The organism is Mycolicibacterium phocaicum, from assembly GCF_010731115.1.
Lineage (GTDB): Bacteria > Actinomycetota > Actinomycetes > Mycobacteriales > Mycobacteriaceae > Mycobacterium > Mycobacterium phocaicum.
In genome coordinates this window covers 1,684,957-1,709,567 of sequence record NZ_AP022616.1, presented here as the reverse complement: position 1 = coordinate 1,709,567, position 24,611 = coordinate 1,684,957, and the positions used below count along the sequence as shown (strand labels likewise).

The following is a 24,611-nucleotide window of genomic DNA, read 5'->3' as shown; positions in this document are numbered from 1 at the left end:
CAGGACAACCCTTGGCGCCACACCCGATTAATTCAGCAGACTCCTAGGCGCCGGAGCCCACCGCATCGGCCAGCGACGCGAAGCCACCGGCCTTCAACTTCGCGGCCACGCCGTCGTGAATGTGCTTGGCCCACAGGCCACCGCCGTAGATGAAGCCGGTGTAGCCCTGCACCAGGGAGGCGCCGGCGAGGATGCGCTCCCAGGCGTCGTCGGCGGTCTCGATGCCGCCGACGCTGATCAGCACCAGCTGACCGCCGACGCGTTTGTGCAGCCGCCGCAGGATCTCGAGCGACCGCGCGGCCACCGGGGCGCCGGACACGCCGCCCGCGCCCAGCTCGGCGACGCCGGGGGTCAGTAGTCCTTCGCGGGAGATCGTGGTGTTGGTCGCGACGATCCCCGCCAGCCCAAGTTCGACGGCCAGGTCGGCGATCTCGTCGACGTCGTCGTCGGACAGGTCGGGCGCGATCTTCACCAGCACGGGCTTGGTCGTCTCGGCGCGCACGGCGGCCAGGATCGGCCGTAGCGACGCCACGGCCTGTAGATCACGCAGCCCGGGCGTGTTCGGCGAGCTGACGTTCACCACGACGAAGTCGGCCAGTGGCCCGCACAGGCGGGCGCTCTCGGCGTAGTCGTCGACGGCGTGTTCGGGCGGGGTGACCTTGGTCTTGCCGATGTTCACGCCGATCGGCACGGTGGACTGGCTGCGGGTCAGCTTGATGGCGAGCTCGCCTGCCCCGTGGTTGTTGAAGCCCATGCGGTTCAGCAGTGCACGGTCCTCGGGCAGCCGGAACAGCCGCGGCGCCGGATTGCCGGGCTGTGCCTGCGCCGTCACCGTGCCCACCTCGGCGTAGCCGAAACCCAATGGGCCCCAAGCGTTGATGCCACTGCCGTTCTTGTCGAAGCCGGCTGCCAGGCCCACCGGGCCCGGGAACGTCACGCCGAACACCGTCGTCTCCAACACCGGATCCGACGGGGCCAGCCACTTGGCCAGCAACCGGCGGCTGACGGCCAATCCGGTCGCGACGCGCAGCAGCGCGAACACCCAGGTGTGAATCCGCTCCGGGGACACCAGGAAGAACACCCAGCGCAGGGCGCGATACATCAACGGCTCCTCACATCGACGGCTGTTCGGGCGCCAACCTATCGGGCACCTGGCCCGTCGTTTCGCCCGCCCCGGGCACATTTCCCGTCGCGTCGCCCGTCCTGATCTTGCGGCGGCGCAGCAGCACCCGGCGCGAACCGTCGGTGTAGAGGCGCACGCGCGTCAGTTCCCACCCGCGGTATTCGGCCTCGATCGACAGCCGGATCGACGCCGACAGCCTGGTCACTTCCGGCGGCAGTCGGAGCGGAATCCATTCGTAGTCGTCGGACAAGTCCTCCGCCCACGCTGCCGGCATCCGCCCCCGCTGCATCAGTGGCCGCCCGACCCCGGCCTCGCGGCGGCGTTCGCGATCACCTGGACCCCGGCGCCCGATCCCGACACCACGAACAAGGTGCCGGTGCGTTCGTCGAAGGAGAGGACGTCAGGCTGCTGCACGGTGCGATATCGGACTTTCTCGACGGGGATGCCAGTCGAAAGATCGTAACCAACCACGCTGTTCGTCGCGGTCTGCGAAACCCAGGCGAGTTTCGCCGATCCGACGATGCCGTACGGCGCGCCCCGCACCGGCGCCTGCTGCCGCAGCATGAGCGGCGTCGTCCCGAAGACCAGCAGGCCGTCGCCGCGCGTGTCGGCCACCAGCACCCGCCCGGCGGGATCGGCGGCCAGCGTCGTGGCGCCTTCACCGGCGCGCAGCGCCTGGGCGACGTCGGTGCCGTCGGCGTTCACCTCGGTCACCGAGGTTTGCCCACGGTCCAGGACCACGACGGTATTGCCTTGCGCGGCAAGACCGTCCACGCGGGCGAAGGCCTTCATCCGGGACTTCACCGCGGTACCGTCGACGATCAGCACCGCCCCGTCGGCGGTTCCCAATGCCAGTTTCCCGTCGGCCCGCCGGGCGATCGAGGTGAAGTCGGTGCCGGACTGGCCGTCGACCGCGACCGTTTGCACCGCGCGCTTGCCGATGTCGAACCGCAGGTAGCCGCCGCGGGTGGACAGGAACGCCGTGCCCGCGCCGTCGACTGTGATACCTGTCGCAGCGGCCGGCAGCACCACCGGCGGTGTGCCGGGCACCGTCACCACCGGACGTCCGGCGTCGGTGCCGAGCACGACGAGCGACGCCGTCGCCGTGTCGAAGCCGGCGCCGGTACCGGGCCCGGGAAGGGCGCGGACGACGCCGTCGGGAGCGCCGGTGACCGGGGGCGACACCGCGGCGTGTGCGGGGGAGATGGTCGGCGGCGCCGTCTCGGCTGGATGCGACGAGCACGCCGCCAGCGTGCCGACGGCCAGCGCGGCCGTCGCGAATCTCGTTAGGCCCACCCGATATTCACGCAGCCGACAATTAATGGGATGGTGATCCATTGACACAGGCTGGCTTTCGGTCGGTGAACGGCGGGTGATCGCTAATTGCCAGTTTAGGCAAATATTTTGACGTCAATTATCTGCTTCAGGCGGGTACGTCACGTACCGGAGGGGTATGGTCGGGACCATGAGCATTGCCACCGACGGCGATCTGGCCAACGGTAATTTTGCTATCGAAGACCTTTCGACAGGTCTGCGGGCCAGCGGGTTTGGCCAAGTCGGCGACGGCCGGAGTTTTTCATTTCGCCTCGACGACAAGCGCGTGTTGATTGTGGAGGTCTACCGCCCGCGTCTGTCGGGGCCGGTGCCGCAGGAAGAGGACGTCGTCGCGGTGTCCTCGCGAAGCCTGGCGCACGTCGACGTGCACGACGAGCGCAGTCTCGCTGCCGCCGTACGCGACGCGGTCGCCGACGCACAACCGGTGCAGCGCAACCACTAACGCCTGCGCCTGCCGCTCACGGTACGGTCGTCGGCGTGACTGACGTGGCAGCCATGAGCTGGTGGCAGACGATCGTGCTGGCCGTCCTCCAGGGGCTCACCGAGTTCTTGCCGGTGTCGTCGTCGGGTCATCTGGCCATCGCCTCCCGGGTTTTCTTCGCCGGTGACGCGGGCGCGTCGTTCACCGCGGTCACCCAGCTCGGGACCGAGGCCGCGGTGCTCATCTATTTCGCCAAGGACATCTGGCGCATCCTCACCGCCTGGTTCGCCGGGCTGACCGACGCCGCCCGCCGCACCGCCGACTACTGGCTGGGCTGGTGGGTGATCATCGGCACCATCCCGATCTGCGTGCTGGGACTGCTGTTCAAGGACCAGATCCGTTCCGGCGCCCGCAATCTGTGGGTCATCGCCACCGCGATGATCGTGTTCTCGGCGGTGATCGCCCTCGCCGAGTACGCCGGCAAGCAGACCCGCGACGTCGAGCAACTGACGTGGAAGGACAGCGTCCTCGTCGGTCTGGCGCAGTGCCTGGCGCTGGTGCCGGGGGTGTCGCGGTCCGGCGCGACGATCAGTGCCGGCCTGTTCCTCGGCATGAACCGCGAGCTGGCGGCGCGCTTCGGCTTCCTGCTCGCCATCCCGGCGGTGCTGGCCTCCGGCCTGTTCTCGCTGCCCGACGCCTTCAAGCCCGTCACCGAAGGCATGAGCGCCACCGGCGCGCAGCTGACCGTCGCCATCTTGATCGCGTTCGTCGTCGGCTACGCCGCGGTGTCCTGGTTCCTGAAATTCCTGGTGCGGCACAGCATGTACTGGTTCGTCGGCTACCGCATCGTGCTCGGCGTGACGGTGCTCGCGCTGCTCGGCACCGGGGTGGTGGCGGCACAGTGACGGTCATCCTGCTGCGCCACGGGCGCTCCACGTCCAACACCGCCCACACCCTGGCCGGCCGGTCCGAGGGCGTCGACCTCGACGACAAGGGCCGCGCGCAGGCCGACGGTGTCGTCGCCCGGATCGGCGAGCTGCCGGTCAAGGCCATCGTCCGTTCGCCGCTGCTGCGCTGCCAGAACACCGTCGCCCCGCTGGCCGCGGCGCTGGGCCTGGAGCCGCGCGTCGACGATCGGCTGATCGAGGTCGACTACGGCGGCTGGACCGGCCGCAAGATCGCCGAACTCGTCAAAGAGCCGCTGTGGCCCGTCATCCAGCAGCAGCCCAGCGCAGCGGTGTTCCCGGACGGTGAGGGGCTGGCGCAGGTGCAGTCGCGCGCCGTGGCCGCCGTCCGCGAGATCGACCGGGCCCTGGCTCAGGAGCACGACGGCGACACGCTGTGGATCGCCTGCACGCACGGCGACGTCATCAAGGCGGTGCTGGCCGACGCCTTGGGTGTGCACCTCGACGGCTTCCAGCGGATCGTCGCCGACCCCGCCTCGATGAGCGTCATCCGCTACACGCCGCACCGACCGTTCGTCCTGCACGTCAACCACACCGGCACGGATCTCAGCTCGTCGCTGCGCCCGCAGCCCGAGCAGCCCAAATCCGACGAGGCCGGCAAGCCCGACGATGCCGTCCCGACACACGACGCAACCGTCGGTGGCTCGACCGATTAGACCGGTGAACCGGTATTTTGAAAGGTGCCATGGCTCGCGCAATTCACGTCTTCCGCTCTCCCGACCGCTTCGTGGCCGGGACCGTTGGGCAGCCTGGTAACCGGACGTTCTACCTGCAGGCCGTGCACGACCAGCGGGTCGTCTCGGTCATGTTGGAGAAGCAGCAAGTCGCGGTCCTGGCCGAGCGCATCTCCGCCCTGCTGGTCGAGATCAACCGGCGGTTCGGCACGCCGATCCCGCCCGACACCGGTGAGGTCGCCGACCTCAACCCACTCGTGATGCCCGTGGACGCCGAATTCCGGGTCGGCACCATGGGTCTGGGTTGGGACTCCGAAGCGCAGACCGTGGTGGTCGAGCTGCTGGCCGTCACCGACTCGGAATTCGACGCCTCCGTCGTGCTCGACGACGCCGAGGAAGGCCCCGACGCCGTGCGGGTGTTTCTGAGTCCGCAGTCGGCCCGGGACTTCGCGAACCGCTCGAATCGGGTGATCTCCGCCGGCCGGCCGCCGTGCCCGCTGTGCGAGGAGCCGCTCGACCCGGAGGGGCATATCTGCGTGCGCACCAACGGGTATCGGCGCGGCATGCTGGATGCCGACGGTGATGAGCCGGATGACGCCTCCTGACGCCGAACAGATTCTGCAACGCGGTGAGCTGACGGCGCTCGGGCGCATCAGGTCGGCGAGCAACGCGACGTTCCTGTGCGAAGCCGAGCTGGACGACGCGCTGCTGCACTGCGTGTACAAGCCGATCTCCGGGGAGGCTCCGCTGTGGGACTTCCCCGACGGCACCCTGGCCGGACGGGAGCTGGCGGCCTATCTGGTGTCTGCCGCGCTGGGCTGGAACCTGGTGCCGCACACCATAATTCGTGACGGCCCGGCGGGCCCGGGCATGGTGCAGCGCTGGGTCGACCAGCCTGGCGACGCGCTCAGTGAAACCGAACCGCCGCCCGGCCCGGACCTCGTCGACCTCGTTCCGGCCGGCCGGGTGCCGGCGGGATACCTGCCTATCCTGCGGGCCTACGACCACAAGGGCGACGAAGTGGTGCTGGTGCACGCCGACGACGCCCGGCTGCACCGGCTGGCGGTGTTCGACGTACTGATCAACAACGCCGACCGCAAGGGCGGGCACGTGCTGGCCGGCGCCGACGGCCAGGTGTACGGCGTCGACCACGGCGTCAGCCTGCATGCCGACGACAAGCTGCGGACCGTGCTGTGGGGCTGGGCCGGAAAACCGATCGACGACGACGTGCTCGGTGCGGTCGCCGCATTGCGGGACGCCCTGCGCGACGGCCTCGCCGCGACGCTGGCTCCGCACCTCACCCGTCCTGAGATCGCCGCGCTACAAGCGAGAGTTGTTGAGCTGATTGACAATCCGATCATGCCCACCCCGGATCGGCACCGGCCGATCCCGTGGCCGGCCTTTTGATCGCAGTTTGCACACAGGTAGCGATTTGCGTAGTGATTTCGGCAGCCCTACCGATCGGTAGTGCTCTAGGCTCGTCGGCATGACCGACCACGACAAGGCCGCAGCCCGCCGCGAGATCACCGATGCGCTCCAGAAAGCACTGGATCGCCGGCACGAGGTGCTCGACGTCATCGTCGAAGCCGACAACAAGGCTGCCGCCGTTGATGCCATCGCCAAGCTGCTGGGCACCTCCCATGCCGGGGGCGAGCAGGTCATGGCGATGTCCTTCGATCTGCTGACGAAGGACGCCCGCAAGCGCATCGCCGACGAGCTGGAAGATCTGAACAGCCAGTTGTCCTTCACAGTGAAGGACCGCCCGGCCAGCTTCGGGGACAACCTGTCGCTGCGCCCGTTCTCCGGCGCCGCCGACCGCGACATCTTCGCCACCCGCACCACCGATGTCGGTGCGTCCGGTGACGGCTCGGGCCGTGCCGCCGGCGACCTGGACGACGAGATCAAGGCCGCGCTTGCCCGCGTCAACGCCGAGGAAGCGGTGTGGTTCGTCGCCGAGGAAGATGGCGCCAAGGTCGGCATGGTGTTCGGTGAGCTGGACGGCGGCGAGGTCAACGTCCGTATCTGGGTCCACCCCGACTACCGCCACCGCGGCTACGGCACCGCGGCGCTGCGCCGGTCGCGGTCGGAGATGGCGTCGTACTTCCCGGCCGTGCCCATGGTGGTCCGCGCTCCGGGCGCGACACCGAAGTAGGCTGTGCCCCAAAGGAAAAGGGCTCCGGGAATTCCGGAGCCCTTTTCCGTGCCTTCGTCAGCTCAGCCGGAGTACGGCTTGGCCTTCACCGGCGGGGAAGCGACGGTGACGGGCTCGACGCTGCTGGGCGTCGTCGGCGCTTCGGTGGAGCCCATGTTGATACCGGCGACCGTCGGCTGGGTGTATTCGCCCGACGTGGCGCCATGTCCCGACGAGGCGATGGGCGCGACGGCCGGCGCGGGTGCGTGGGTCGTGCCGTAGACGCCGAGTGCGACACCCGCCGCGACGCCGACGAATCCGAATGTCTTCGCCACCTTCATGACGTCCTCCTTAATGACTACGCGGTAAATAGTTGTGGAAAATGCTATGAGCCCTATTTCGGCAGGACCTGCCAGCAGCCTGCAACGTCCCTGTGAATAGGCGATTTCGGCTGTGACGTCGCCCTCGGCGATACTCATGGGCATGGCGGACAGCGACAGGGCGCAGACCGATGTCGCGCTGGCCGCGGAAGTCGCGCAGGAGGCAGGGGAGTTCCTGCTGTCGGTGCGCGACCGGCTGGGCTCCCACGATCCCTACACCCTCGGCGCGGCCGGCGACCGGCACGCCAACACGCTGATCCTCGATCGGCTGCGCACCGCGCGCCCCGACGACGCCATCCTGTCGGAGGAGGCCGCCGACGACCTGGTCCGGCTCCGCTCGGACCGGGTGTGGATCGTCGACCCGGTCGACGGCACCCGTGAGTTCGGCCGGGGCCGGCCGGACTGGGCCGTCCACATCGCGCTGTGGCAGCGCGATGGCAGCCCACACGGGTCCATCACCGACGCGGCCGTCGCGCTGCCCGCACACGGCGAGGTGCACCGCACCGACACCGTGACCGGACCGCCGCCGCGCCGGCCCGGGCCCATCCGCGTCGCCACCAGCACCTACCGGCCGCCGGCCGTGGTGTGGTGGCTGCGCGATGTGCTCGACATGGAGCTCGTCGGCATCGGATCGGCGGGCGCCAAGGCGATGGCCGTGGTGCGCGGCGACGTCGACGCCTACGTGCACGCCGGCGGGCAGTGGGAATGGGACTCGGCCGCACCGGCCGGCGTGGTGCAGGCGGCGGGGCTGTTCGCGTCGCGGCTCGACGGCTCGCCGCTGCGGTACAACCGGCCCGATCCGTACCTGCCGGACTTCGTCATGTGCCGGCCGGAGTTCGCCGACACCCTGCTCGACGCCGTGCGCCAGGTGTCCTGACTAAGCCGTGTCTCGGGCCACACCCTAAAGTCGATGCCATGCGATCGTGGCTGGCGCCCAGCGTCCCGAACCTGCCGGGCCGGCCGAAACAGGCCGGCCCCGAACTGCGGCTCTACGACACCGCCGACCGTCAGGTCCGGCCGGTCTCGGCCGGTCCGAAGGCCACCATGTACGTCTGTGGCATCACGCCGTACGACGCCACGCACCTGGGTCACGCCGCCACCTATCTGACGTTCGACCTGGTGCACCGGTACTGGCTCGACGCCGGGCACGACGTCCACTACGTGCAGAACGTCACCGACGTCGACGACCCGCTGTTCGAGCGGGCCGCGCGCGACGGCATCGACTGGCGCGACCTCGGCGACCGTGAGACCGAGCTCTTCCGGCAGGACATGGCGGCGCTGCGGGTGCTCCCGCCGCACGACTACGTCGGCGCCATCGAGTCCGTCGCCGAGGTCGTCGAGCTCGTCGAGAAGCTGCTGGCGTCCGGCGCGGCGTACGTCATCGACGACGCCCAGTACCCCGATGTCTACTTCCGGGCCGACGCCACCACCCAGTTCGGCTACGAGTCGGGCTACGACCGCGACACCATGCTGGCGCTGTTCGGCGAGCGCGGCGGCGACCCCGACCGCGCCGGCAAGGCCAGCCAGCTGGACGCGCTGCTGTGGCGGGTGCAGCGCCCGGGCGAGCCGAGTTGGTCGTCGCCGTTCGGCGCGGGCCGGCCGGGCTGGCACATCGAGTGCGCCGCGATCGCGCTGAACCGCCTCGGTGCGGGTTTCGACATCCAGGGCGGCGGCAGCGACCTGACCTTCCCGCACCACGAGTTCTCCGCCGCCCACGCCGAATCAGTAACGGGGGAGCGGCGTTTCGCCCGCCACTACGTGCACGGCGGCATGATCGGCTGGGACGGCCACAAGATGAGCAAGAGCCGCGGCAACCTGGTGCTGGTGTCGCAGCTGCGGGCCGACGGCGTCGACCCGGGTGCCATCCGGCTCGGTCTGATGGCCGGGCACTACCGCGCCGATCGCTTCTGGAGCCCCGAGGTCCTCAGCACCGCGCAGGTGCGGCTGCAGCGCTGGCGGGCGGCCACCGCACTGCCCGCCGGGCCGGATGCGACGGATCTGCTCGCCCGGGTCCGCCGGTACCTGGCCGACGATCTCGATACCCCGAAAGTACTTGCCGCCCTTGATGGCTGGTCGACGGACGCGCTCGAATACGGCGGGCACGACGCCGCCGCGCCGCGATTGGTGGCCGACACCGTCGACGCGCTGCTCGGGGTGACCCTCTAGTCACTTCGTCGTGAGGGTACGTTTCGGACCATGTCTTCTGTGTACGGAAAAGTCGTCTTCAGGTCGCGTCCGAAAGTGGGTGTAAAAGCACCGGTCGGTTCGCAGCTTCGTGGGTGAGCATACGGGCTGGGGAACTCAAGTGACAGGCTCTTGCAGCTTGAGCTGGTGGTGTTGGGGATAACGGCGAGCGGGTTCGGTAGCTTGCTGCGGATGCTTTGGCGCGCCCAGGGCTGATGCGTAGGGCCGAGAGATGCTCAGCTGGAGAGGGTTTGGGCGGCGTCGGTCAGTGCGTTGAACGCGGCGTCGAGGCGGTCTTGGCGGCGGCGGTTGGGTTCGTGGTTGGCTTCGGCGGCTACGAACCCGATAAGCTCTTCGAGGTCGTCGGCATTGGTCAGTAAGGCAGCGCCGTTTGGGTGGGCGCGCATGCCGTACACCAGTCGCTCACAGTCGGGGTCAAGCAGCATCAGGTCGCGTAACACGGCGGCGGTCGTGTCGCTGACGATGACCTCCTTGAGGTCGCCGGCAACGCTGGAGCGGCGGCGGCGCAGGTCGTATGGGGAGTCTGCCCAGTTGCTGATCACCCCCTCGTCGTCGCAGACGCTGCACGACCATCGGATCGGCGCCGCCGTCTCGGCCGAGGCGATAGCGATGGTCATCCGCCCGGGGCAGCGCCTGTGGGCGGGGCGGCGCCGACACGGCAATGCCGATACCCACCGATCACCGACCTGGCCGGCGGTGCCCGCCCGGACAATGTCGCCCAGGTGTTGTGCCAGGCGGCGCGCGGGACCGGAAGCGTCGTGCGGCATGTCGAGGAAGTGATGCAGATCGGCGACCAACACGTCGCCACACTGTACCGGCGCCACGTCGCGGTGTTCTTGGGTACCGATCCTCGGGGACGCTGCCTACGATCATGGGTCGTGATGCTGCGATGTACCGCCAAGGTGTTGGCGCTGCTGAGGGCGCCTGAGCCGGCCATCGGCCAAGCCTGCGCGACCGACTGGTATGCCCACCTGGTCTGGATCGACCGACGCAAATGCCTGCTGGTGACCCACGCCGGGACCTTGTTCTCGGTGTTCATGCCGAACGTCACCGCCGCCGGGTTGCGCCCGATCGGCCCGCCGGTCGTCTCGGCGATCCAGGCCGCGTTGCACGTCGAGGGTCTGCCCGCCGATACGCTCGGCGATCTTGATCCCCAGCAGGTGGCCGTGGCCAAGACCGCCGACCGCCGCATCCTGGGCACGATCAACGACCTGGCGTTCACCACCGAACACGTCATCGCCACCGCTGGCGGCCTGGCCCGCTGCGACATCGACGCGCTGCACCACGGCCTGCATCGCACCATCAACAGCATCACCGGCTACATCCCACCGATCGACCTGGTCACCGCCAGCCGTCACCGAAACTGAGCCTGCCAAAGCGACACGGAGTTGTTACGCGGTGGCCGAGATGGGATCTGCGGGGTTGGTGCCGTTACTCGTGGTGGACGGTGTCAGCCGCAGTTCACGGGGTGGGTCCAGCAGCGATCGACGTAGGTCGTGCAGCAATCGGGTACCGACCGGTGTCATGGACAGCCCGCGCCAACCGGCCGAGGCCCGGTCGAGCACCGCCCATACCAGGCTAACGGCGCTGGTCTCGCCGGGGAATCGGCCGATGACCTTGGTCCGACGCTTGGTCTCCCCAAAGGAGCGCTCAATAAAATTCGAATGTCGAACGCGCCCATGGTGTTCGACCGGGAACCGCAGATAGGCAGTCAACCCAGCTTTGTCGGTGAGCAGAATGCGCATCGCCGCCGGATAGAGGTCGAAGTATTTGGCGGCGAACGCCTCGATCCGCTTGTCGATGATCTCAACGAGCCCAGGCCCCGGTTCAACCGTCAGATCGGCGGTATCGAAGATGGCCCAGTAGCCGTCGCGGACCTCGGCTTGCATCCCGGCGGGAATCTTCGCGAGCACGTTGCGGAGTCGATGAATAAGACATCTCTGCCGCAACGCTTTTGGGAAAATTTGTTCGATGGCTGCGATCAGGCCCTTGGCGCCGTCAGAGACAACCAACAGTGGACAACCCAGGCCGCGATCGCCCAGATCAGTCAGGAAGTCGGCCCATGCGTCGGTCGACTCGCCGGTCCCGGGCGCCAACCCGACGAACACCGGCTTGCCCTCGGTGGTGATGCCCCAGGCGGCCAGCACCGGCTCGGCCGGCGACCCCGGATGCATCCGAAAGAAGCTGGCATCCAAGAACAGGTAATCCAGCGTGATCTCGTCAAGTCGACGACGCGCCCACGCCTGGTATTCGGCTCGGATCGCCTTGCACACTTCCGAGACCGTGGATTTGGAGATCGCGGCCTGGTCGCCAAGTGTTTCGGCGAGGGTGGCCTGCACGTCGCGCACCGATAACCCGCGTACGAACGAGGCAATCACCAGCGTCTCCAAGGCGTTGGTTCTCGTCACGTGCTTGCCGAACAACCGCGACGCAAACGCTGCGGTGGTGCCACGCAGCTTCGGCCGCTCCAACGTAACCGGCCCAGTGGTGGTTTTCACCGTCACCTGTCGATACCCGTTGCGCGAGCCGCCGTTAGCGTCGGGACAGGCAGCAGCGCGTTGGTAGCGTTCGCGACCGAGGAACTCGGTGACCTCAGCCTCCAGGGCCGCCTGCATCAACAGTTGAGCGCCCAGCCGGGCAACCTCTTCAAGGATCTCCGAAAGCTCCCGATCCTCGGCAAATAGGGCATCGATTCTGGTGCGGATGCGATCGACGGCTGATACTCGAACAGGCACGGGCGTGACTCCTTCTTCGCAGACTTGCAGGTCGTGAAGCGGAACCTACGCCCGTGCTCCGTATTTACACCGCGTCCCGGACACGACCTCGTCTTCATCACCGGTGGTGCTGCGGGGGTCGGGGCCGAGGTGGCCCGCCGGTTGCACCGCAAGGGCGCCAAGCTGGTGCTGACCGATGTCGACGCGACGGCGCTGGACGCCACGGCCGCCACGCTCGGGGACGATGTCCTGACCGTGGTCGCCGACGTCCGCGACCTGTCCTCGATGCAGGCCGCCGCCGACGCGGCCGTCGAGCGCTTCGGCGGTATCGACGTGGTGATGGCGAACGCCGGCATCGCGACCTACGGCTCGGTGCTGCAGGTCGACCCCGAGGCCTTCAAACGGCTGCTCGACATCAACGTGCTCGGGGTGTTCCACACCGTGCGCGCCACGCTGCCGTCGGTCATCGATCGCCGCGGCTACGTCCTGATCGTGTCGTCACTGGCCGCCTACACCGCCGCTCCCGGCCTGGCGCCGTACAACGCCTCCAAGGCCGCCGTCGAGCACTTCGCCAACGCGCTGCGCCTGGAGGTCGGGTACCGCGGCGTCGACGTGGGCTCGGCGCACATGTCCTGGATCGACACCGCCATGGTGCGCGACACCAAGTCCGACCTGTCGACGTTCGCCGAGATGCTGACCAAGCTGCCGTGGCCCATCAGCAAGACGACGTCGGTCGACAAGTGCGGCGAGGCCTTCGTCGCCGGCATCGAGGGCCGCAAGACGCGGGTGAACTGCCCCGGCTGGGTCGGCGCGCTGCGCTGGCTGCGGCCACTGCTGGCGACGCGCATCGGCGAGGTGCCGGTGGCCAAGTTCGTGCCCGACCTGCTGCCCCGCATGGACGCCGAGGTCGCCGCCCTGGGCCGCTCGTCCAGCGCGCACACCGAGCAGCTCGACAAGCACTGACCATGCGGGCCGGTTTCTTCGCCCTGGGCTTCGTCGCGATGCTGCTGGCGGTCACCGGGTGTGCGGACGAGAAGTCGTCGAGCCCGTCCCCGTCATCCCCGCCGACGCCGGAGCAGGTGCGGGCCATCGCGAAATCCGCGTACACGTACGGGTTTCCGATGGTCGATAACTACCGGGTCCAGTACTCGTACTTCGCCGACAAGGCCGGGCCCGAGTACAAGGGCGCCTGGAACCAGATCCACAACGTCGCGCGCGTCTTCACTCCCGAGGACAAGGCGATCCAGACGCCCAACTCGGACACCCCGTACTCGTTCCTGGGTGCCGACCTGCGCGCCGAGCCGCTGGTGCTGAGCGTGCCGGATGTCGAGCCGGGCCGGTACTACTCGCTGCAGTTCGTCGATGGCTATACCTACAACATCGCGTACGTCGGTAGCCGCGCGACGGGCAACGGCGCGGGCAAATACCTTCTGGCCGGGCCGAATTGGCACGGTGCGACCCCGCCAGGCGTCGAGCGGGTCATCCGCAGCTCGACCGAGCTGGCCTTCGTGCTGTACCGCACGCAGCTTTTCGGGCCGACGGACATCGAGAACGTCAAGAAGATTCAGGCCGGTTACCAGGTGACGCCGTTGTCGGCGTTCCTGAAGCAGCCACCGCCACCGCCGGCGCCAGCCATCGACTTCGTCGCCCCGCTGTCGGCGCAGGACGAGCGCACTTCGCCGAAGTTCTTCGAAATCCTCAACTTCGCAATGAAGTTCGCCCCGGTGCAGGCTGCCGAGGAAGTCATGTGGAAACGCTTCGCCAGCATCGGCATCGGTCCCGACGGCACCTACCGAGCGGACCAGCTGACGCCCGAGAACCGCAAGGCCGTCGAGGCCGGCATCGCCGACGCGTGGGCGGCGTTCGAGACCTTCAAGAAGGACAAGTTCGACACCGGCGAAGTGACGTCGGCTCAATTGTTCGGCACCGCAACGGATCTCAGGGGTAACTACCTGTACCGCATGGCCGGCGCGGTGCTCGGGATCTACGGCAACACCGCGGCCGAGGCGATCTACCCGGGCGAGTCGAACGACAGCACCGGCGCGCCCCTGACCGGCGCCAACAACTACACGCTGCGGTTCGCCCCGGGGCAGCTGCCGCCCGTCAACGCCTTCTGGTCGGTGACCATGTACGAGATGCCGCAGAGCCTGCTGGTGGCCAATCCCATCAACCGCTACCTCATCAACTCGGCGATGCTGCCCACCTTGATCAAGGACCCCGACGGCGGCATCACGCTGAACGTGCAAAACAAGTCGCCGGGACAGCTGCCGCCCGTCAACGCCTTCTGGTCGGTGACGATGTACGAGATGCCACAGAGCCTGCTGGTGGCCAATCCCATCAACCGCTACCTCATCAACTCGGCGATGCTGCCCACCTTGATCAAGGACCCCGACGGCGGCATCACGCTGAACCTGCAGAACAAGTCGCCGGGACCGGCCCGCGAAGCCAACTGGTTGCCCGCCCCGACCGGGCCGTTCGTCATCGCGATGCGGCTGTACTGGCCCAAACCCGAAGCGCTCGACGGCACCTGGAAGGCCCCCAAACCAATTCGCTCGTAACCGCGAGCGGCCGTGTTTGTACGCGACACGCCGTGTGATCGCGTACAAAACGGGGTCGCTCGGCGGCCGCGAACGTGCGCAAAGTGCACGGCACACCCGGCGTGTCGGTGTGCAGACACGGCCGCTCGCGGGAGACGAACTACCTGCGGAAAAAGAACTACTGCGGGAAAAGAACTACCTGCCGCGGCGCTTGAGGTACCGCTCGAACTCGGCGGCCAGCGCGTCGCCGTCGATCTTGCCGAGCGCCTCGTTCATGTCGACCTCGGCGTCGCCGCGTTCCTCGAGGGACTGCACGTATTCGGCGATCTCCTCGTCGTCGGCGGTCATCTCGGTCACCGACTGCTCCCACTCCTCGGCCTGCGCCGGCAGGTCGCCGAGCGGCACCTCGACGTCCAGGGCGTCCTCGACGCGCCGCAGCAGTGCGACGGTGGCCTTCGGACACGGGGGTTGCGACACGTAGTGCGGTACCGCCGCCCAGAACGTCACGGCCGGGATGCCCGCCTGCACGCAGGCGTCCTGGAAGACGCCTGCGATACCGGTCGGCCCCTCGTACCGGGTCTCCTCGAGCCCGAAGAATTTGGCCGAGTCGGCCGAGTACGCCGCGCCGGACACCGGCACCGGGCGGGTGTGCGGGGTGTCGGCGAGCAGCGCACCCAGGATGACGACGGTCTGCACGTTGAGTTTGTCCAGGATCGCCAGCAGCTCGGCGCAGAACGTGCGCCAGCGCATATTCGGTTCGACGCCGTGCATCAACACCACATCGCGGTCCGAACCCGGCGGGCGGCAGTGGGAGATGCTCATCGACGGCCACACCAGTTCGCGCGTGACGCCGTCGACCTGGCGGATGACGGGGCGATTCACCTGGTAGTCGTAGTAGCTCTCGTCGTCGATCTCGACGAGGTTGCGGGCCTCCCACATGGCATCGAGGTGCTCGAGGGCGTCACTGGCGGCGTCTCCGGCGTCATTCCATCCCTCGAACGCCGCGACGACGACGGCATCGTGCAGTTCGGGCAGGTCAAGTCCCTGGGGCAGGGGCCGGTCGGACGGGCTCACAACGCCAGCGTAAGCCCTTCTCGGCGCCCGCGAGCGCTACCCCCGGGCGGGTCGGGCCGGCAAACCGGTTTGGTTCCTCCACCTACCATGGTGAGGTGACTGCACTGGACAAACGACTGTCCAACGTGGGCGTCCGAACGTCTGTCAGCTGACGACGTAGACTCTTTGGCGTCGAGAGGCGTTGCAACGGATCCGGGTTTTCCGGTGTCCGCCACGCTCGGCAGAGTTAAGGACGCCTTCCGCAATGGAAGGAACGCATGTGACTGCCGCCCCGGTGAAAACCTTCGTGCCGAACATCCGGCCGGACTGCACCGATGAACTCACGGCTGCGCTGGGCCGGCGGATCATGGTCATCGACGGCGCGATGGGCACGGCGATTCAGCGTGACCGGCCCGACGAGGCCGGCTACCGCGGCGAGCGCTTCAAGGACTGGCCGAGCGATCTGGTCGGCAACAACGACCTGCTCACCCTGACGCAGCCGCACATCATCGAGGGCATCCACCGCGAGTACCTCGAGGCGGGCGCCGACATCCTCGAGACCAACACGTTCAACGCGAACGCGGTCTCGCTCGCCGACTATGGCATGGAGGAGTTCGCCTACGAGCTGAACTACGCCGGCGCCGCCCTCGCCCGTCAGGCCGCCGACGAATTCAGCACCCCGGAGAAGCCGCGCTACGTCGCCGGCGCCCTCGGGCCGACGACGCGCACCGCGTCGATCTCGCCCGACGTCAACGATCCGGGAGCCCGCAACGTCTCCTACGACCAGCTGGTCGCCGCGTACCTCGAAGCCGCCAACGGCCTCGTCGACGGCGGCTCCGACATCCTGATCATCGAGACGATCTTCGACTCGCTGAACGCCAAGGCCGCGGTGTTCGCCGTCGAGACGCTGTTCGAGGAGCGGGGCCGACGCTGGCCGTTGATCATCTCGGGCACCATCACCGACGCGTCGGGCCGCACGTTGTCCGGTCAGGTCACCGAGGCGTTCTGGAATGCGATCCGGCACGCCAAGCCGCTCGCGGTCGGCCTCAACTGCGCCCTCGGCGCGCCCGAGATGCGGCCGTACATCGCCGAGGTGGCGCGCATCGCCGACACCTTCGTCTCCTGCTACCCGAATGCGGGTCTGCCCAACGCTTTTGGCGAGTACGACGAGTCCCCGGAGCGTCAGGCCGGCTACATCGAGGAGTTCGCCGAGGCCGGTCTGGTCAACCTGGTCGGCGGGTGCTGCGGCACCGCGCCGCCGCACATCGCCGAGATCGCCAAGGTCGTCGAGGGCAAGGCGCCCCGCGAGCTGCCGGAGATCCCGGTGGCGACCCGGCTGTCAGGGCTGGAGCCGCTCAACATCACCGAAGACTCCCTCTTCGTGAACATCGGTGAGCGCACCAACATCACCGGTTCCGCCCGGTTCCGCAACCTCATCAAGGCGGAGGACTACGACACCGCGCTGTCGGTCGCGCTGCAGCAGGTCGAGGTCGGTGCGCAGGTCATCGACATCAACATGGACGAGGGCATGATCGACGGCGTCGCCGCGATGGACCGCTTCACCAAGCTGATCGCGGCCGAGCCCGACATCAGCCGCGTCCCGGTGATGATCGATTCCTCCAAGTGGGAGGTCATCGAGGCGGGCCTGAAGAACGTGCAGGGCAAGCCGATCGTCAACTCGATCTCCATGAAGGAGGGCGAGGAGAAGTTCATCCGCGAGGCGCGGCTGTGCCGCAAGTACGGCGCCGCCGTCGTCGTGATGGCCTTCGACGAGCAGGGCCAGGCCGACAACCTGGAGCGTCGCAAGGAGATCTGCGGGCGCGCCTACCGGATTCTGACCGAGGAGGTCGGCTTCCCGGCCGAGGACATCATCTTCGACCCGAACTGCTTCGCACTGGCAACCGGTATCGAGGAGCACGCGACCTACGGCATCGACTTCATCGAGGCCTGCGCGTGGATCAAGGAGAACCTGCCCGGGGTCCACATCTCGGGCGGCATCTCGAACGTGTCGTTCTCGTTCCGCGGCAACAACCCTGTGCGCGAGGCGATCCACGCGGTGTTCCTGTTCCACGCCATCAAGGCCGGCCTGGACATGGGCATCGTCAACGCAGGCGCCCTGGTGCCGTACGACGAGATCGATCCCGAGCTGCGGGACCGCATCGAGGATGTCGTGCTGAATCGGCGGGAGGACGCGGCCGAGCGGCTGCTGGAGATCGCCGAGCGGTTCAACACGAAGGGCAAGGAAGAGGACCCGGTCGCGGCGCAGTGGCGCAGTCTGCCGGTCCGCGAGCGCATCACGCACGCCCTCGTCAAGGGCATCGACGCCCACGTCGACGACGACACCGAGGAACTGCGCGCCGAGATCGCCGCCGCCGGCGGGCGGCCCATCGAGGTGATCGAGGGCCCGCTGATGGACGGCATGAACGTCGTCGGCGACCTGTTCGGGGCCGGCAAGATGTTCCTGCCCCAGGTCGTGAAATCGGCCCGCGTGATGAAGAAAGCCGTGGCGTACCTGTTGCCGTTCATCGAGGCGGAGAAAGAGCAGAACGGAACCGCAGCGGCGAAGGACACCAACGGCACCATCGTGATGGCGACCGTCAAGGGCGACGTCCACGACATCGGCAAGAACATCGTCGGGGTCGTTCTGCAGTGCAACAACTTCGAAGTGATCGACCTCGGTGTGATGGTGCCTGCCCAGAAGATCCTGGACGCCGCCAAGGAGCACAACGCCGACATCATCGGGCTCTCGGGCCTGATCACGCCGTCGCTCGACGAGATGGTGAACTTCGCCGTCGAGATGGAACGCGAGGGCCTCGAGATCCCGCTGCTGATCGGTGGTGCGACGACCTCGCGCGCCCACACGGCCGTGAAGATTTCGCCGCGCCGCAGCGGTCCGGTGGTCTGGGTCAAGGACGCGTCCCGCTCGGTCCCCGTGGCGGCCGCGTTGCTCGACGACAAGCAGCGTCCGGCCCTGATGGAGGCCACCGAGAAGGACTACGCCGCGCTGCGCGAACGGCACTCGCAGAAGAACGAGCGGCCCATGCTGACGCTGGAGAAGGCGCGCGCCAACCGGACGCCGATCGAGTGGGGCGGCTACACGCCGCCGGTGCCCGCAATCGGGACGGGAGTACGAGAATTTCTCGACTACGACCTGGCTGAGCTCCGCGAGTACATCGACTGGCAGCCGTTCTTCAACGCCTGGGAGATGAAGGGCAAGTTCCCCGACATCCTCAACAACCCGGCGTCGGGCGAGGCCGCCCGCAAGTTGTACGACGACGCGCAGGAGATGCTCGACACCCTGATCAAGGAGAAGTGGCTGCGCGCCAACGGCGTCATCGGGTTCTTCCCGGCCAACGCCGTCGGCGACGACGTCGAGGTCTACACCGACGAGACCCGCACCGAGGTGCTCACCACGCTGCACAACCTGCGCCAGCAGGGTGAGCACCGCGACGGCATCCCGAACAAGTCACTCGGTGACTTCGTCGCGCCCAGGGACACTGGTCTGGCCGACTACGTCGGCGCCTTCGCGGTCACCGCGGGGCTCGGCGGCCAGGACAAGATCATGGAGTTCAAGGCTGCCCTCGACGACTACAGCGCCATCCTGCTGGAGTCGGTCGCCGACCGGCTGGCGGAGGCGTTCGCCGAGCGGATGCACCAGCGGGTCCGTGAGGAGTTCTGGGGATACCGGCCCGACGAGCAGCTCGACAACGAGGCGCTCATCGGGGAGAAGTACGTCGGCATCCGCCCGGCGCCCGGCTACCCGGCCTGCCCCGAGCACACCGAGAAGACGACGCTGTTCTCGCTGCTCGACGTCACCGAGCGCACCGGTATCGAGCTGACCGAGTCGATGGCGATGTGGCCCGGCGCCGCCGTCAGCGGCTGGTACTTCTCGCACCCGCAGTCGCAGTACTTCGTGGTCGGCCGCCTGGCCCAGGACCAGGTCGCCGACTACGCGCGGCGCAAGGGCTGGACCTTGAAGGAAGCCGAGCGCTGGCTCGCCCCCAACCTCGGCTACAACCCGGAGGACTGATTTGTTCAAGGCCGTGTTGTTCGACATGGACGGCACGCTCGTCGACTCCGAAAAGCTCTGGGACGTCGCGATGCACGCCTTCTATGCCCAGAAGGGCGGCGTGCTTACCGATGCCGTGCGGGAGACGACGGTCGGCGGCTCGGCGGAGAACGTGATGCGGATCGTCTACGACGACCTCGGCCTGGACCCGACTCCGGAGTCCATGGCCGAGTCCGCCGACTGGCTCCACGTCTACACCGGTGAGCTCTTCGAGCAGGGACTGCCCTGGCGTCCGGGCGCGCAGGAGTTGCTGGAAACCTTGGCCGCCAGCGAGATTCCGCTGGCGCTGGTGACCAATACTCGGCGTACCTTGACCGAGCAGGCGCTGAAAACCATTGGTAGTCACTACTTCACGGTCACCGTCTGCGGTGACGAGGTGCCCGACGGGAAGCCTCATCCGGCTCCGTACCTGCGGGCCGCCGAACTGCTGGGGGTTGCGGCGGAGGACTGCCTGGCGATCGAGGATTCGGTGACCGGCGCGCAGTCGGCGGACGCCGCGGGCTGCGTCGTGCTGGTGGTGCCCAACGACGTCGCGGTGCCCGACGGACCACGCCGCCGGCACATCGAATCGCTGGCCGGGCTCGGGGTCGCCGACCTTCGTGACATCTACACCGAAATGTGTTCGTAGCCGCGAGTTCTGGTCCTGCAGCGGGTCCTGTTGTGCGATTGTTGACGCACCCCACGCAGCGCTGCGAAAGGACGTCCGATGTCCCATGGCCCGATCGGTGACGACACAACGGCGATCTTCGCCGACGAGGAGTTCGACTCCGGTCGTAGTGCGGTGCGCATAGCGTCGGTGGCGGCTCTCGGCGGTCTGCTGTTCGGCTATGACAGCGCTGTCATCAACGGCGCGGTGAAGTCGATCCAGATGCACTTCGCGATCGACGATCAGTCGCTGGGCATCGCCGTTGCCTCGGCGCTGCTCGGTGCGGCCGTCGGCGCCATGACGGCCGGGCGGCTGGCCGACCGCGTCGGCCGTCTCTCCGTCATGAAGCTGGCCGCGCTGCTGTTCCTGATCAGCGCCATCGGGGCCGGGCTGGCCTGGAACATCTGGGTGCTGGTGGCATTCCGGGTTGTCGGGGGGCTCGGCGTGGGCATCGCGTCGGTGATCGCTCCGGCCTATATCGCCGAAACGTCACCGGCGAGCATCCGCGGGCGACTCGGATCGCTACAGCAGCTGGCCATCGTCAGCGGTATCTTCCTGTCGTTGGCAGTCGACGCACTCCTCGCGCATCTGGCCGGTGGAGCGAGCAACATGCTGTGGCTGGGGCAGGAGGCGTGGCGCTGGATGTTCATCCTGATGGCCATCCCGGCCATCGTGTACGGCCTGCTGGCCTTCACCATTCCCGAGTCGCCCCGGTATCTCGTTGCCACGCACCGAATTCCGGAAGCCCGCAAGGTGCTCACCACGTTGCTCGGGGAGAAGAACCTGGAGATCACGATCGGTCGCATCCAGCAGACGCTCGAGTCCGAACAGAAGCCCACCTGGCGCGACATGTGCCGGCCCGGCGGCGGACCGTTGAGCCTCTACGGCATCGTCTGGGTCGGTCTGGCGCTGTCGGTGTTCCAGCAGTTCGTCGGTATCAACGTGATCTTCTACTACTCGAACGTGCTGTGGGAGGCCGTCGGTTTCGACGAGAGCTCGTCGTTCCTCATCACCGTCATCACCTCGGTGGTAAACATCCTGACGACCGTGGTCGCCATCATGCTGATCGACAAGATCGGCCGCAAGCCGCTGCTGCTCATCGGCTCGGCCGGCATGACGCTGACGCTGGCCACCATGGCGGTCATCTTCGGTACCGCCCCGCAGGTGAACGGGGTGCCGCAACTCAGCGGCGTGGAGGGGCCCGTCGCCCTCGTCGCCGCCAACCTGTTCGTGGTGGCGTTCGGCATGTCGTGGGGGCCGGTGGTGTGGGTGCTGCTGGGGGAGATGTTTCCCAACCGCATCCGAGCCGCGGCGCTCGGTCTGGCCGCGGCCGGCCAATGGGTCGCCAACTGGGCCATCACCGTCACCTTCCCCGAACTGCGCAGCATGCTCGGCGTCGCATACGGCTTCTACGCGCTGTGCGCGTTCCTGTCGCTGGTGTTCGTCGCCAAGTGGGTTCGCGAGACCAAAGGTGTTGCGCTCGAGGACATGCACGCCGAGCTGCTGGCAAAGTGAGGCCGCTGGTTGCCTGGCTGCCATGACCGGCTGATTCAGTGACTGGCTGAATGCAGTGACTGACTGAATTCAGCCCGCGCGCCCCGGAATCTCCGTCAGACGGCTGATGCCCATCCGTATTGACGTGCGCGATAATTGTCGGCGGTGAGCGTTGGTGCTGCCGTGGTTCTGGCGCTCCTTCATGGAAGGGGTGCGCAATGGTCAACGCCGGCTCTCGTTGTGTGGCTCGTCTGAACGGTGTGGCTCGTCTGAACGTCGGTGTCGCGGTCGCCACCGCAGCAATCGTGGTGCTCGGCTTTGTGGGCGCGGCCCCGCCGGTGCGTGGTGCCATGTTCGACGCCGGCGCCGTCCGGGTTGCGGCTGTGAATACGTCGATGTCGGCGCACTGGGCCGCGCTGGACCAGTTCGTCGACACCCACGCCGATTTGGTGGCGGCCGCGGTGCGCGTGGTGGGCGGCGGCAGCTCCGGTGCCAGTGCAGCCGCGACGATGCCGACGGCTGGATCCGTCACGGCGCCAATGCCTCTGGCGGCGACAGCACTACCCGCCCCGCAGCCGGCGGGGGCCGTCGCCGTCATCGAGCAGGCGATCGTGTCGGCGCTGTCCACGGCCTTCTTGACGTTGGCCCAGCCATTGGTCAGTACGCCTGAGCTCGCTGCCGTCTTCGGCCCGTTCGTGTTCTTGGGCATCATCCTGTACGGATTGGTCGTGGGTGTGCCGCTCACGATTTTCAACTCCATCGCTGCTCCGATACTCAACTTGCTGCCGTTCGCGGCGGTGCCGGCACCGGTCTCCGCGACGCCCATGCCGACGGCGGCCGTGTCGACCGGGCCTGTCGCGCCTGCCGCACCCACAGCGACCGTCTCCGACCCGGTGACGCCATCTCGCAAGGCGACACACAACGGGCGCGTGTCACCGACGTTGCGGACATCGAAGGGCGCGGTGACGACTTCGGATACGACCGACGATGAGTTGGTGGGGCAGTTCAAGCCGACGGGGCGGCGGTCGGTGCAGCACGGCCCGGTGACGGCTGCCGGGCAGCCCCAGGATCGGAATGCCGGCGGCAAGGATGCTGGATCGCAGGCAGGCCCGCCGAAGGGCGACGGCAAGGCGGGGGCATCGCCGTCGCGTAGCTCAAAGCTGGGCCACGGCACCCGGCCGGTTCGCGGTGACAAGGGCAACTCCTAGGCTCGGTTGAGTTTCGGCGCAGGCGCGGGCTCGGGCGCAGGCGCGGGCTCGGCGTAGGCATCGGCATCGGCATCGGCGGCATTCGCGGTGGCGCATTGCTCGTTGTGGCACGTTGCATCGCGCGGGCGCTGTGAATCGATGCGGCCCGTATTGCCGCGTGGGTGCCGCAGCGCGTGCGGTACCGCCGCCGTGGTTGGGCGGCGTGGCCTTCCGGCGCCGATGGCGCCGTATCACCTTGCGGGACTGTCACTTTCATCATTGCCGGTGTCTCCGCGCTCTGTGGGGTACAGCGTCGGGCGGTGGTACTGATTCGTCCTTGGTTGGCCGACGTCTAAGAGGGGTGGTGGGGTCCAGTGGGTGCGGCCGTCGGGGCCCATGGTGGTGGTCCAGCCGCCGGTGTCGACCAGCCGGTTGTCGGGTCCGCAGGCCAGGGTGAGGTTGGTGATGTCGGTCAGGCCGTCATCACGCCAGTTGGTGTTGACGTGATGGGCCTGGGAGCGGGATGCGGGGGCGGTGCAGTTGGGTCGGGTGCAGCCCAGGTCCCGGGCGAACAGGGCCAGCCGTTGTGCGGTGCTGGCGGTGCGCGCCGCCCGACCCAAATAGAGCGGTTGGCCGGTGTGGTCATCGAACACCGCGAGGTAGTTGTCCGACCCTTGTGCGGCCATCCGCACCAAATCCTTCACCGGCAGCTTCGTCCCGGTGTGCGTCACAGCGACCCCGGCACGTTTTTCCAGGTCGGTGACGGTGCAGGTGGCGACTACCCCGACGGGGAACCCGTTGTGCACCCCGCTGGATGAGGCCAGCATCATTCGCCCGACCATTTTGAACGCGTCGTATTGGCGTTGGGCCAGGGTGCGGGTGTCCGCATCGATTTGTTCTTGGGTGGGTGTCCCCGACAGGCACGGCACCTCGTCGGCGGGGTTGCACATACCGGGGGCGGCGTACTTGTCGAACAGCACCTGCCAGTAGGCCCGCCCTTCCGGATCGAGTTGGGCGGTGACGTCGGTGCGGCCGTCGGGCCGCTGCTTACCCATCACGAACGAACGCTTGGGGTCGGGCTCATCGTCGTCGGGTTCGGGGCCGTCCTGATCCAGCCGGTACAACAGGTCCGCTGCGACTTTGCGGAGGTCCTCGGGCGTCTTGACCCGGGCGTCGGCCACCAGGTCGGTCTCGCACTGGGCGAGAGTGACCGGGTCGGCCGCCCACAGCGGCAGCTTCTGGAAAAACCAGGTGATGACCTGCACGTGCTCACTGTTGATCGCACCTTCGGCCAGCGCGGCGGCCACCAGCTCCCACACCGGGCCCAACGGTTCGCCGGTGATGGCCGAGCGCGGGCCCAAATTATCTGTGTCGCGGACCCGGCGGCGGGCTTCTTCGCGGCTGATCCGCAACCGCACATGCAGCACCTCGGGCCAATCCTTGGCGCCGATGTCTTTGGCGGTGGCTTGGGTTTGGGCGGCGGCGAGGATCTGGTGATCGGTGGCTTCGGCGGCGCATTTGAGGGTTTCGCGCTGGGATTGCAGCTCGAGCAGGACCTCGATGGGTAGTCGGGTGTAGTCGAGGCTGTTGACCGCCGCGAGGGCATCCGCCAGTGCCGCGTAGGCGGTGCGGATGGTGGTGCGGTCGGTGGCCATATTCGAACAATAGTTCGAACCA

General features: G+C 67.8%; 23 protein-coding genes. 15 read left to right on the top strand and 8 right to left on the bottom strand.

Annotation, left to right across the window (positions count from 1 at the left end; translation table 11 throughout):
- Positions 1 to 43: 43 nt before the first annotated feature.
- From G6N46_RS08285 to G6N46_RS08275, 3 genes are read right to left on the bottom strand one after another with little or no spacing between them, the layout of a single operon-like run.
- Positions 44 to 1,102 (bottom strand): quinone-dependent dihydroorotate dehydrogenase, encoded by a 1,059-nt coding sequence (locus G6N46_RS08285; protein WP_163692653.1) that lies wholly within the window; start codon positions 1,100 to 1,102, stop codon positions 44 to 46.
- Positions 1,103 to 1,112: 10 nt separating this feature from the next.
- The gene (locus G6N46_RS08280) at positions 1,113 to 1,412 is read right to left on the bottom strand and encodes a DUF5703 family protein (RefSeq protein WP_138248676.1); all 300 of its coding nucleotides are present in this window, start codon (positions 1,410 to 1,412) and stop codon (positions 1,113 to 1,115) included.
- A complete protein-coding gene (locus G6N46_RS08275) occupies positions 1,412 to 2,461 on the bottom strand; it encodes an NHL repeat-containing protein (RefSeq protein ID WP_407665086.1) in 1,050 nt (349 codons plus the stop codon). The genes G6N46_RS08280 and G6N46_RS08275 overlap by 1 nt, the downstream gene beginning before the upstream one ends.
- 127 nt (positions 2,462 to 2,588) lie before the next feature.
- Between G6N46_RS08275 and G6N46_RS08270 the strand changes: the two genes are divergently transcribed.
- The 6 genes from G6N46_RS08270 (at position 2,589) to G6N46_RS08245 (ending at position 6,670) form a co-directional block, all read left to right on the top strand.
- Positions 2,589 to 2,900 (top strand): hypothetical protein, encoded by a 312-nt coding sequence (locus G6N46_RS08270; RefSeq protein ID WP_061006446.1) that lies wholly within the window; start codon positions 2,589 to 2,591, stop codon positions 2,898 to 2,900.
- 35 nt (positions 2,901 to 2,935) lie between these two features.
- A complete protein-coding gene (locus tag G6N46_RS08265; protein ID WP_174814033.1) occupies positions 2,936 to 3,784 on the top strand; it encodes an undecaprenyl-diphosphate phosphatase in 849 nt (282 codons plus the stop codon).
- Positions 3,781 to 4,500 carry a histidine phosphatase family protein gene (locus G6N46_RS08260; protein ID WP_138248678.1) on the top strand — a complete coding sequence of 240 codons (720 nt, stop codon included), beginning with the start codon at positions 3,781 to 3,783 and terminating at the stop codon, positions 4,498 to 4,500. Before G6N46_RS08265 ends, G6N46_RS08260 begins: the two co-directional genes overlap by 4 nt.
- Before the next feature lie 29 nt (positions 4,501 to 4,529).
- Complete coding sequence (locus G6N46_RS08255) at positions 4,530 to 5,123, top strand: Rv2134c family protein (protein ID WP_138248679.1); 594 nt, start codon at positions 4,530 to 4,532, stop codon at positions 5,121 to 5,123.
- Entirely contained in the window at positions 5,110 to 5,925 is an 816-nt protein-coding gene (locus tag G6N46_RS08250; RefSeq protein ID WP_174814032.1) for an Rv2133c family protein, read from the top strand. The genes G6N46_RS08255 and G6N46_RS08250 overlap by 14 nt, the downstream gene beginning before the upstream one ends.
- A gap of 79 nt (positions 5,926 to 6,004) precedes the next feature.
- Positions 6,005 to 6,670: a GNAT family N-acetyltransferase gene (locus G6N46_RS08245; protein ID WP_138248681.1), complete on the top strand. Its 666-nt coding sequence runs from the start codon at positions 6,005 to 6,007 to the stop codon at positions 6,668 to 6,670.
- A gap of 62 nt (positions 6,671 to 6,732) precedes the next feature.
- Here G6N46_RS08245 and G6N46_RS08240 read toward each other — a convergent pair whose 3' ends face one another.
- A complete protein-coding gene (locus tag G6N46_RS08240) occupies positions 6,733 to 6,990 on the bottom strand; it encodes a hypothetical protein (protein WP_138248682.1) in 258 nt (85 codons plus the stop codon).
- Positions 6,991 to 7,126: 136 nt separating this feature from the next.
- On the opposite strand from G6N46_RS08240, the gene G6N46_RS08235 reads away from it, so the two are divergent.
- Positions 7,127 to 7,906 carry a 3'(2'),5'-bisphosphate nucleotidase CysQ gene (locus tag G6N46_RS08235; RefSeq protein ID WP_138248700.1) on the top strand — a complete coding sequence of 260 codons (780 nt, stop codon included), beginning with the start codon at positions 7,127 to 7,129 and terminating at the stop codon, positions 7,904 to 7,906.
- 38 nt (positions 7,907 to 7,944) lie between these two features.
- A complete protein-coding gene (gene mshC, locus G6N46_RS08230; RefSeq protein ID WP_138248683.1) occupies positions 7,945 to 9,195 on the top strand; it encodes a cysteine--1-D-myo-inosityl 2-amino-2-deoxy-alpha-D-glucopyranoside ligase in 1,251 nt (416 codons plus the stop codon).
- A gap of 254 nt (positions 9,196 to 9,449) precedes the next feature.
- On the opposite strand, the gene G6N46_RS08225 is transcribed toward mshC, so the two are convergent.
- Positions 9,450 to 10,034: a hypothetical protein gene (locus tag G6N46_RS08225; RefSeq protein ID WP_043370464.1), complete on the bottom strand. Its 585-nt coding sequence runs from the start codon at positions 10,032 to 10,034 to the stop codon at positions 9,450 to 9,452.
- An 81-nt stretch (positions 10,035 to 10,115) separates the two neighbouring features.
- Between G6N46_RS08225 and G6N46_RS08220 the strand changes: the two genes are divergently transcribed.
- A complete protein-coding gene (locus G6N46_RS08220; protein ID WP_043370462.1) occupies positions 10,116 to 10,601 on the top strand; it encodes a DUF6933 domain-containing protein in 486 nt (161 codons plus the stop codon).
- A gap of 24 nt (positions 10,602 to 10,625) precedes the next feature.
- Here G6N46_RS08220 and G6N46_RS08215 read toward each other — a convergent pair whose 3' ends face one another.
- Positions 10,626 to 11,969, bottom strand: coding sequence for an IS256 family transposase (locus G6N46_RS08215; protein ID WP_074328301.1), 1,344 nt, complete (start codon positions 11,967 to 11,969; stop codon positions 10,626 to 10,628).
- Positions 11,970 to 12,002: 33 nt separating this feature from the next.
- On the opposite strand from G6N46_RS08215, the gene G6N46_RS08210 reads away from it, so the two are divergent.
- Both G6N46_RS08210 and G6N46_RS08205 read left to right on the top strand, forming a co-directional pair.
- Positions 12,003 to 12,911, top strand: coding sequence for an SDR family oxidoreductase (locus tag G6N46_RS08210; RefSeq protein WP_138248684.1), 909 nt, complete (start codon positions 12,003 to 12,005; stop codon positions 12,909 to 12,911).
- A 2-nt stretch (positions 12,912 to 12,913) separates the two neighbouring features.
- A complete protein-coding gene (locus G6N46_RS08205) occupies positions 12,914 to 14,506 on the top strand; it encodes a DUF1254 domain-containing protein (protein WP_235688634.1) in 1,593 nt (530 codons plus the stop codon).
- Between the two features lie 174 nt (positions 14,507 to 14,680).
- Here G6N46_RS08205 and G6N46_RS08200 read toward each other — a convergent pair whose 3' ends face one another.
- Entirely contained in the window at positions 14,681 to 15,559 is an 879-nt protein-coding gene (locus tag G6N46_RS08200) for a PAC2 family protein (protein ID WP_064857742.1), read from the bottom strand.
- Between the two features lie 244 nt (positions 15,560 to 15,803).
- On the opposite strand from G6N46_RS08200, the gene metH reads away from it, so the two are divergent.
- From metH to G6N46_RS08180, 4 genes are all read left to right on the top strand, one after another.
- Positions 15,804 to 19,568 (top strand): methionine synthase, encoded by a 3,765-nt coding sequence (metH, locus tag G6N46_RS08195; protein WP_234880603.1) that lies wholly within the window; start codon positions 15,804 to 15,806, stop codon positions 19,566 to 19,568.
- A gap of 1 nt (position 19,569) precedes the next feature.
- The gene (locus tag G6N46_RS08190; RefSeq protein WP_138248685.1) at positions 19,570 to 20,235 is read left to right on the top strand and encodes an HAD family hydrolase; all 666 of its coding nucleotides are present in this window, start codon (positions 19,570 to 19,572) and stop codon (positions 20,233 to 20,235) included.
- A gap of 78 nt (positions 20,236 to 20,313) precedes the next feature.
- On the top strand, positions 20,314 to 21,768 hold the full coding sequence (locus G6N46_RS08185) for a sugar porter family MFS transporter (RefSeq protein ID WP_163692648.1): 1,455 nt from the start codon (positions 20,314 to 20,316) through the stop codon (positions 21,766 to 21,768).
- 239 nt (positions 21,769 to 22,007) lie between these two features.
- Entirely contained in the window at positions 22,008 to 22,955 is a 948-nt protein-coding gene (locus G6N46_RS08180; protein ID WP_138248686.1) for a hypothetical protein, read from the top strand.
- A 230-nt stretch (positions 22,956 to 23,185) separates the two neighbouring features.
- On the opposite strand, the gene G6N46_RS08175 is transcribed toward G6N46_RS08180, so the two are convergent.
- Positions 23,186 to 24,589, bottom strand: a complete 1,404-nt coding sequence (locus G6N46_RS08175) for an HNH endonuclease signature motif containing protein (RefSeq protein WP_138248687.1) — start codon at positions 24,587 to 24,589, stop codon at positions 23,186 to 23,188.
- Positions 24,590 to 24,611: the final 22 nt, after the last annotated feature.

What these genes read in the sequence shown, in the direction of transcription:
- G6N46_RS08270 (WP_061006446.1), top strand. Translation starts at nt 2,589, where the DNA reads ATGAGCATTGCCACCGACGGCGATCTGGCCAACGGTAATTTTGCTATC.
- metH (WP_234880603.1), top strand. Translation starts at nt 15,804, where the DNA reads ATGGAAGGAACGCATGTGACTGCCGCCCCGGTGAAAACCTTCGTGCCG.
- G6N46_RS08235 (WP_138248700.1), top strand. Translation starts at nt 7,127, where the DNA reads ATGGGCATGGCGGACAGCGACAGGGCGCAGACCGATGTCGCGCTGGCC.
- G6N46_RS08245 (WP_138248681.1), top strand. Translation starts at nt 6,005, where the DNA reads ATGACCGACCACGACAAGGCCGCAGCCCGCCGCGAGATCACCGATGCG.
- G6N46_RS08220 (WP_043370462.1), top strand. Translation starts at nt 10,116, where the DNA reads ATGCTGCGATGTACCGCCAAGGTGTTGGCGCTGCTGAGGGCGCCTGAG.
- G6N46_RS08285 (WP_163692653.1), bottom strand. Translation starts at nt 1,102, where the DNA reads ATGTATCGCGCCCTGCGCTGGGTGTTCTTCCTGGTGTCCCCGGAGCGG.
- G6N46_RS08205 (WP_235688634.1), top strand. Translation starts at nt 12,914, where the DNA reads ATGCGGGCCGGTTTCTTCGCCCTGGGCTTCGTCGCGATGCTGCTGGCG.
- G6N46_RS08275 (WP_407665086.1), bottom strand. Translation starts at nt 2,461, where the DNA reads ATGGATCACCATCCCATTAATTGTCGGCTGCGTGAATATCGGGTGGGC.
- G6N46_RS08255 (WP_138248679.1), top strand. Translation starts at nt 4,530, where the DNA reads ATGGCTCGCGCAATTCACGTCTTCCGCTCTCCCGACCGCTTCGTGGCC.
- G6N46_RS08280 (WP_138248676.1), bottom strand. Translation starts at nt 1,412, where the DNA reads ATGCAGCGGGGGCGGATGCCGGCAGCGTGGGCGGAGGACTTGTCCGAC.
- mshC (WP_138248683.1), top strand. Translation starts at nt 7,945, where the DNA reads ATGCGATCGTGGCTGGCGCCCAGCGTCCCGAACCTGCCGGGCCGGCCG.
- G6N46_RS08240 (WP_138248682.1), bottom strand. Translation starts at nt 6,990, where the DNA reads ATGAAGGTGGCGAAGACATTCGGATTCGTCGGCGTCGCGGCGGGTGTC.
- G6N46_RS08250 (WP_174814032.1), top strand. Translation starts at nt 5,110, where the DNA reads ATGACGCCTCCTGACGCCGAACAGATTCTGCAACGCGGTGAGCTGACG.
- G6N46_RS08175 (WP_138248687.1), bottom strand. Translation starts at nt 24,589, where the DNA reads ATGGCCACCGACCGCACCACCATCCGCACCGCCTACGCGGCACTGGCG.
- G6N46_RS08185 (WP_163692648.1), top strand. Translation starts at nt 20,314, where the DNA reads ATGTCCCATGGCCCGATCGGTGACGACACAACGGCGATCTTCGCCGAC.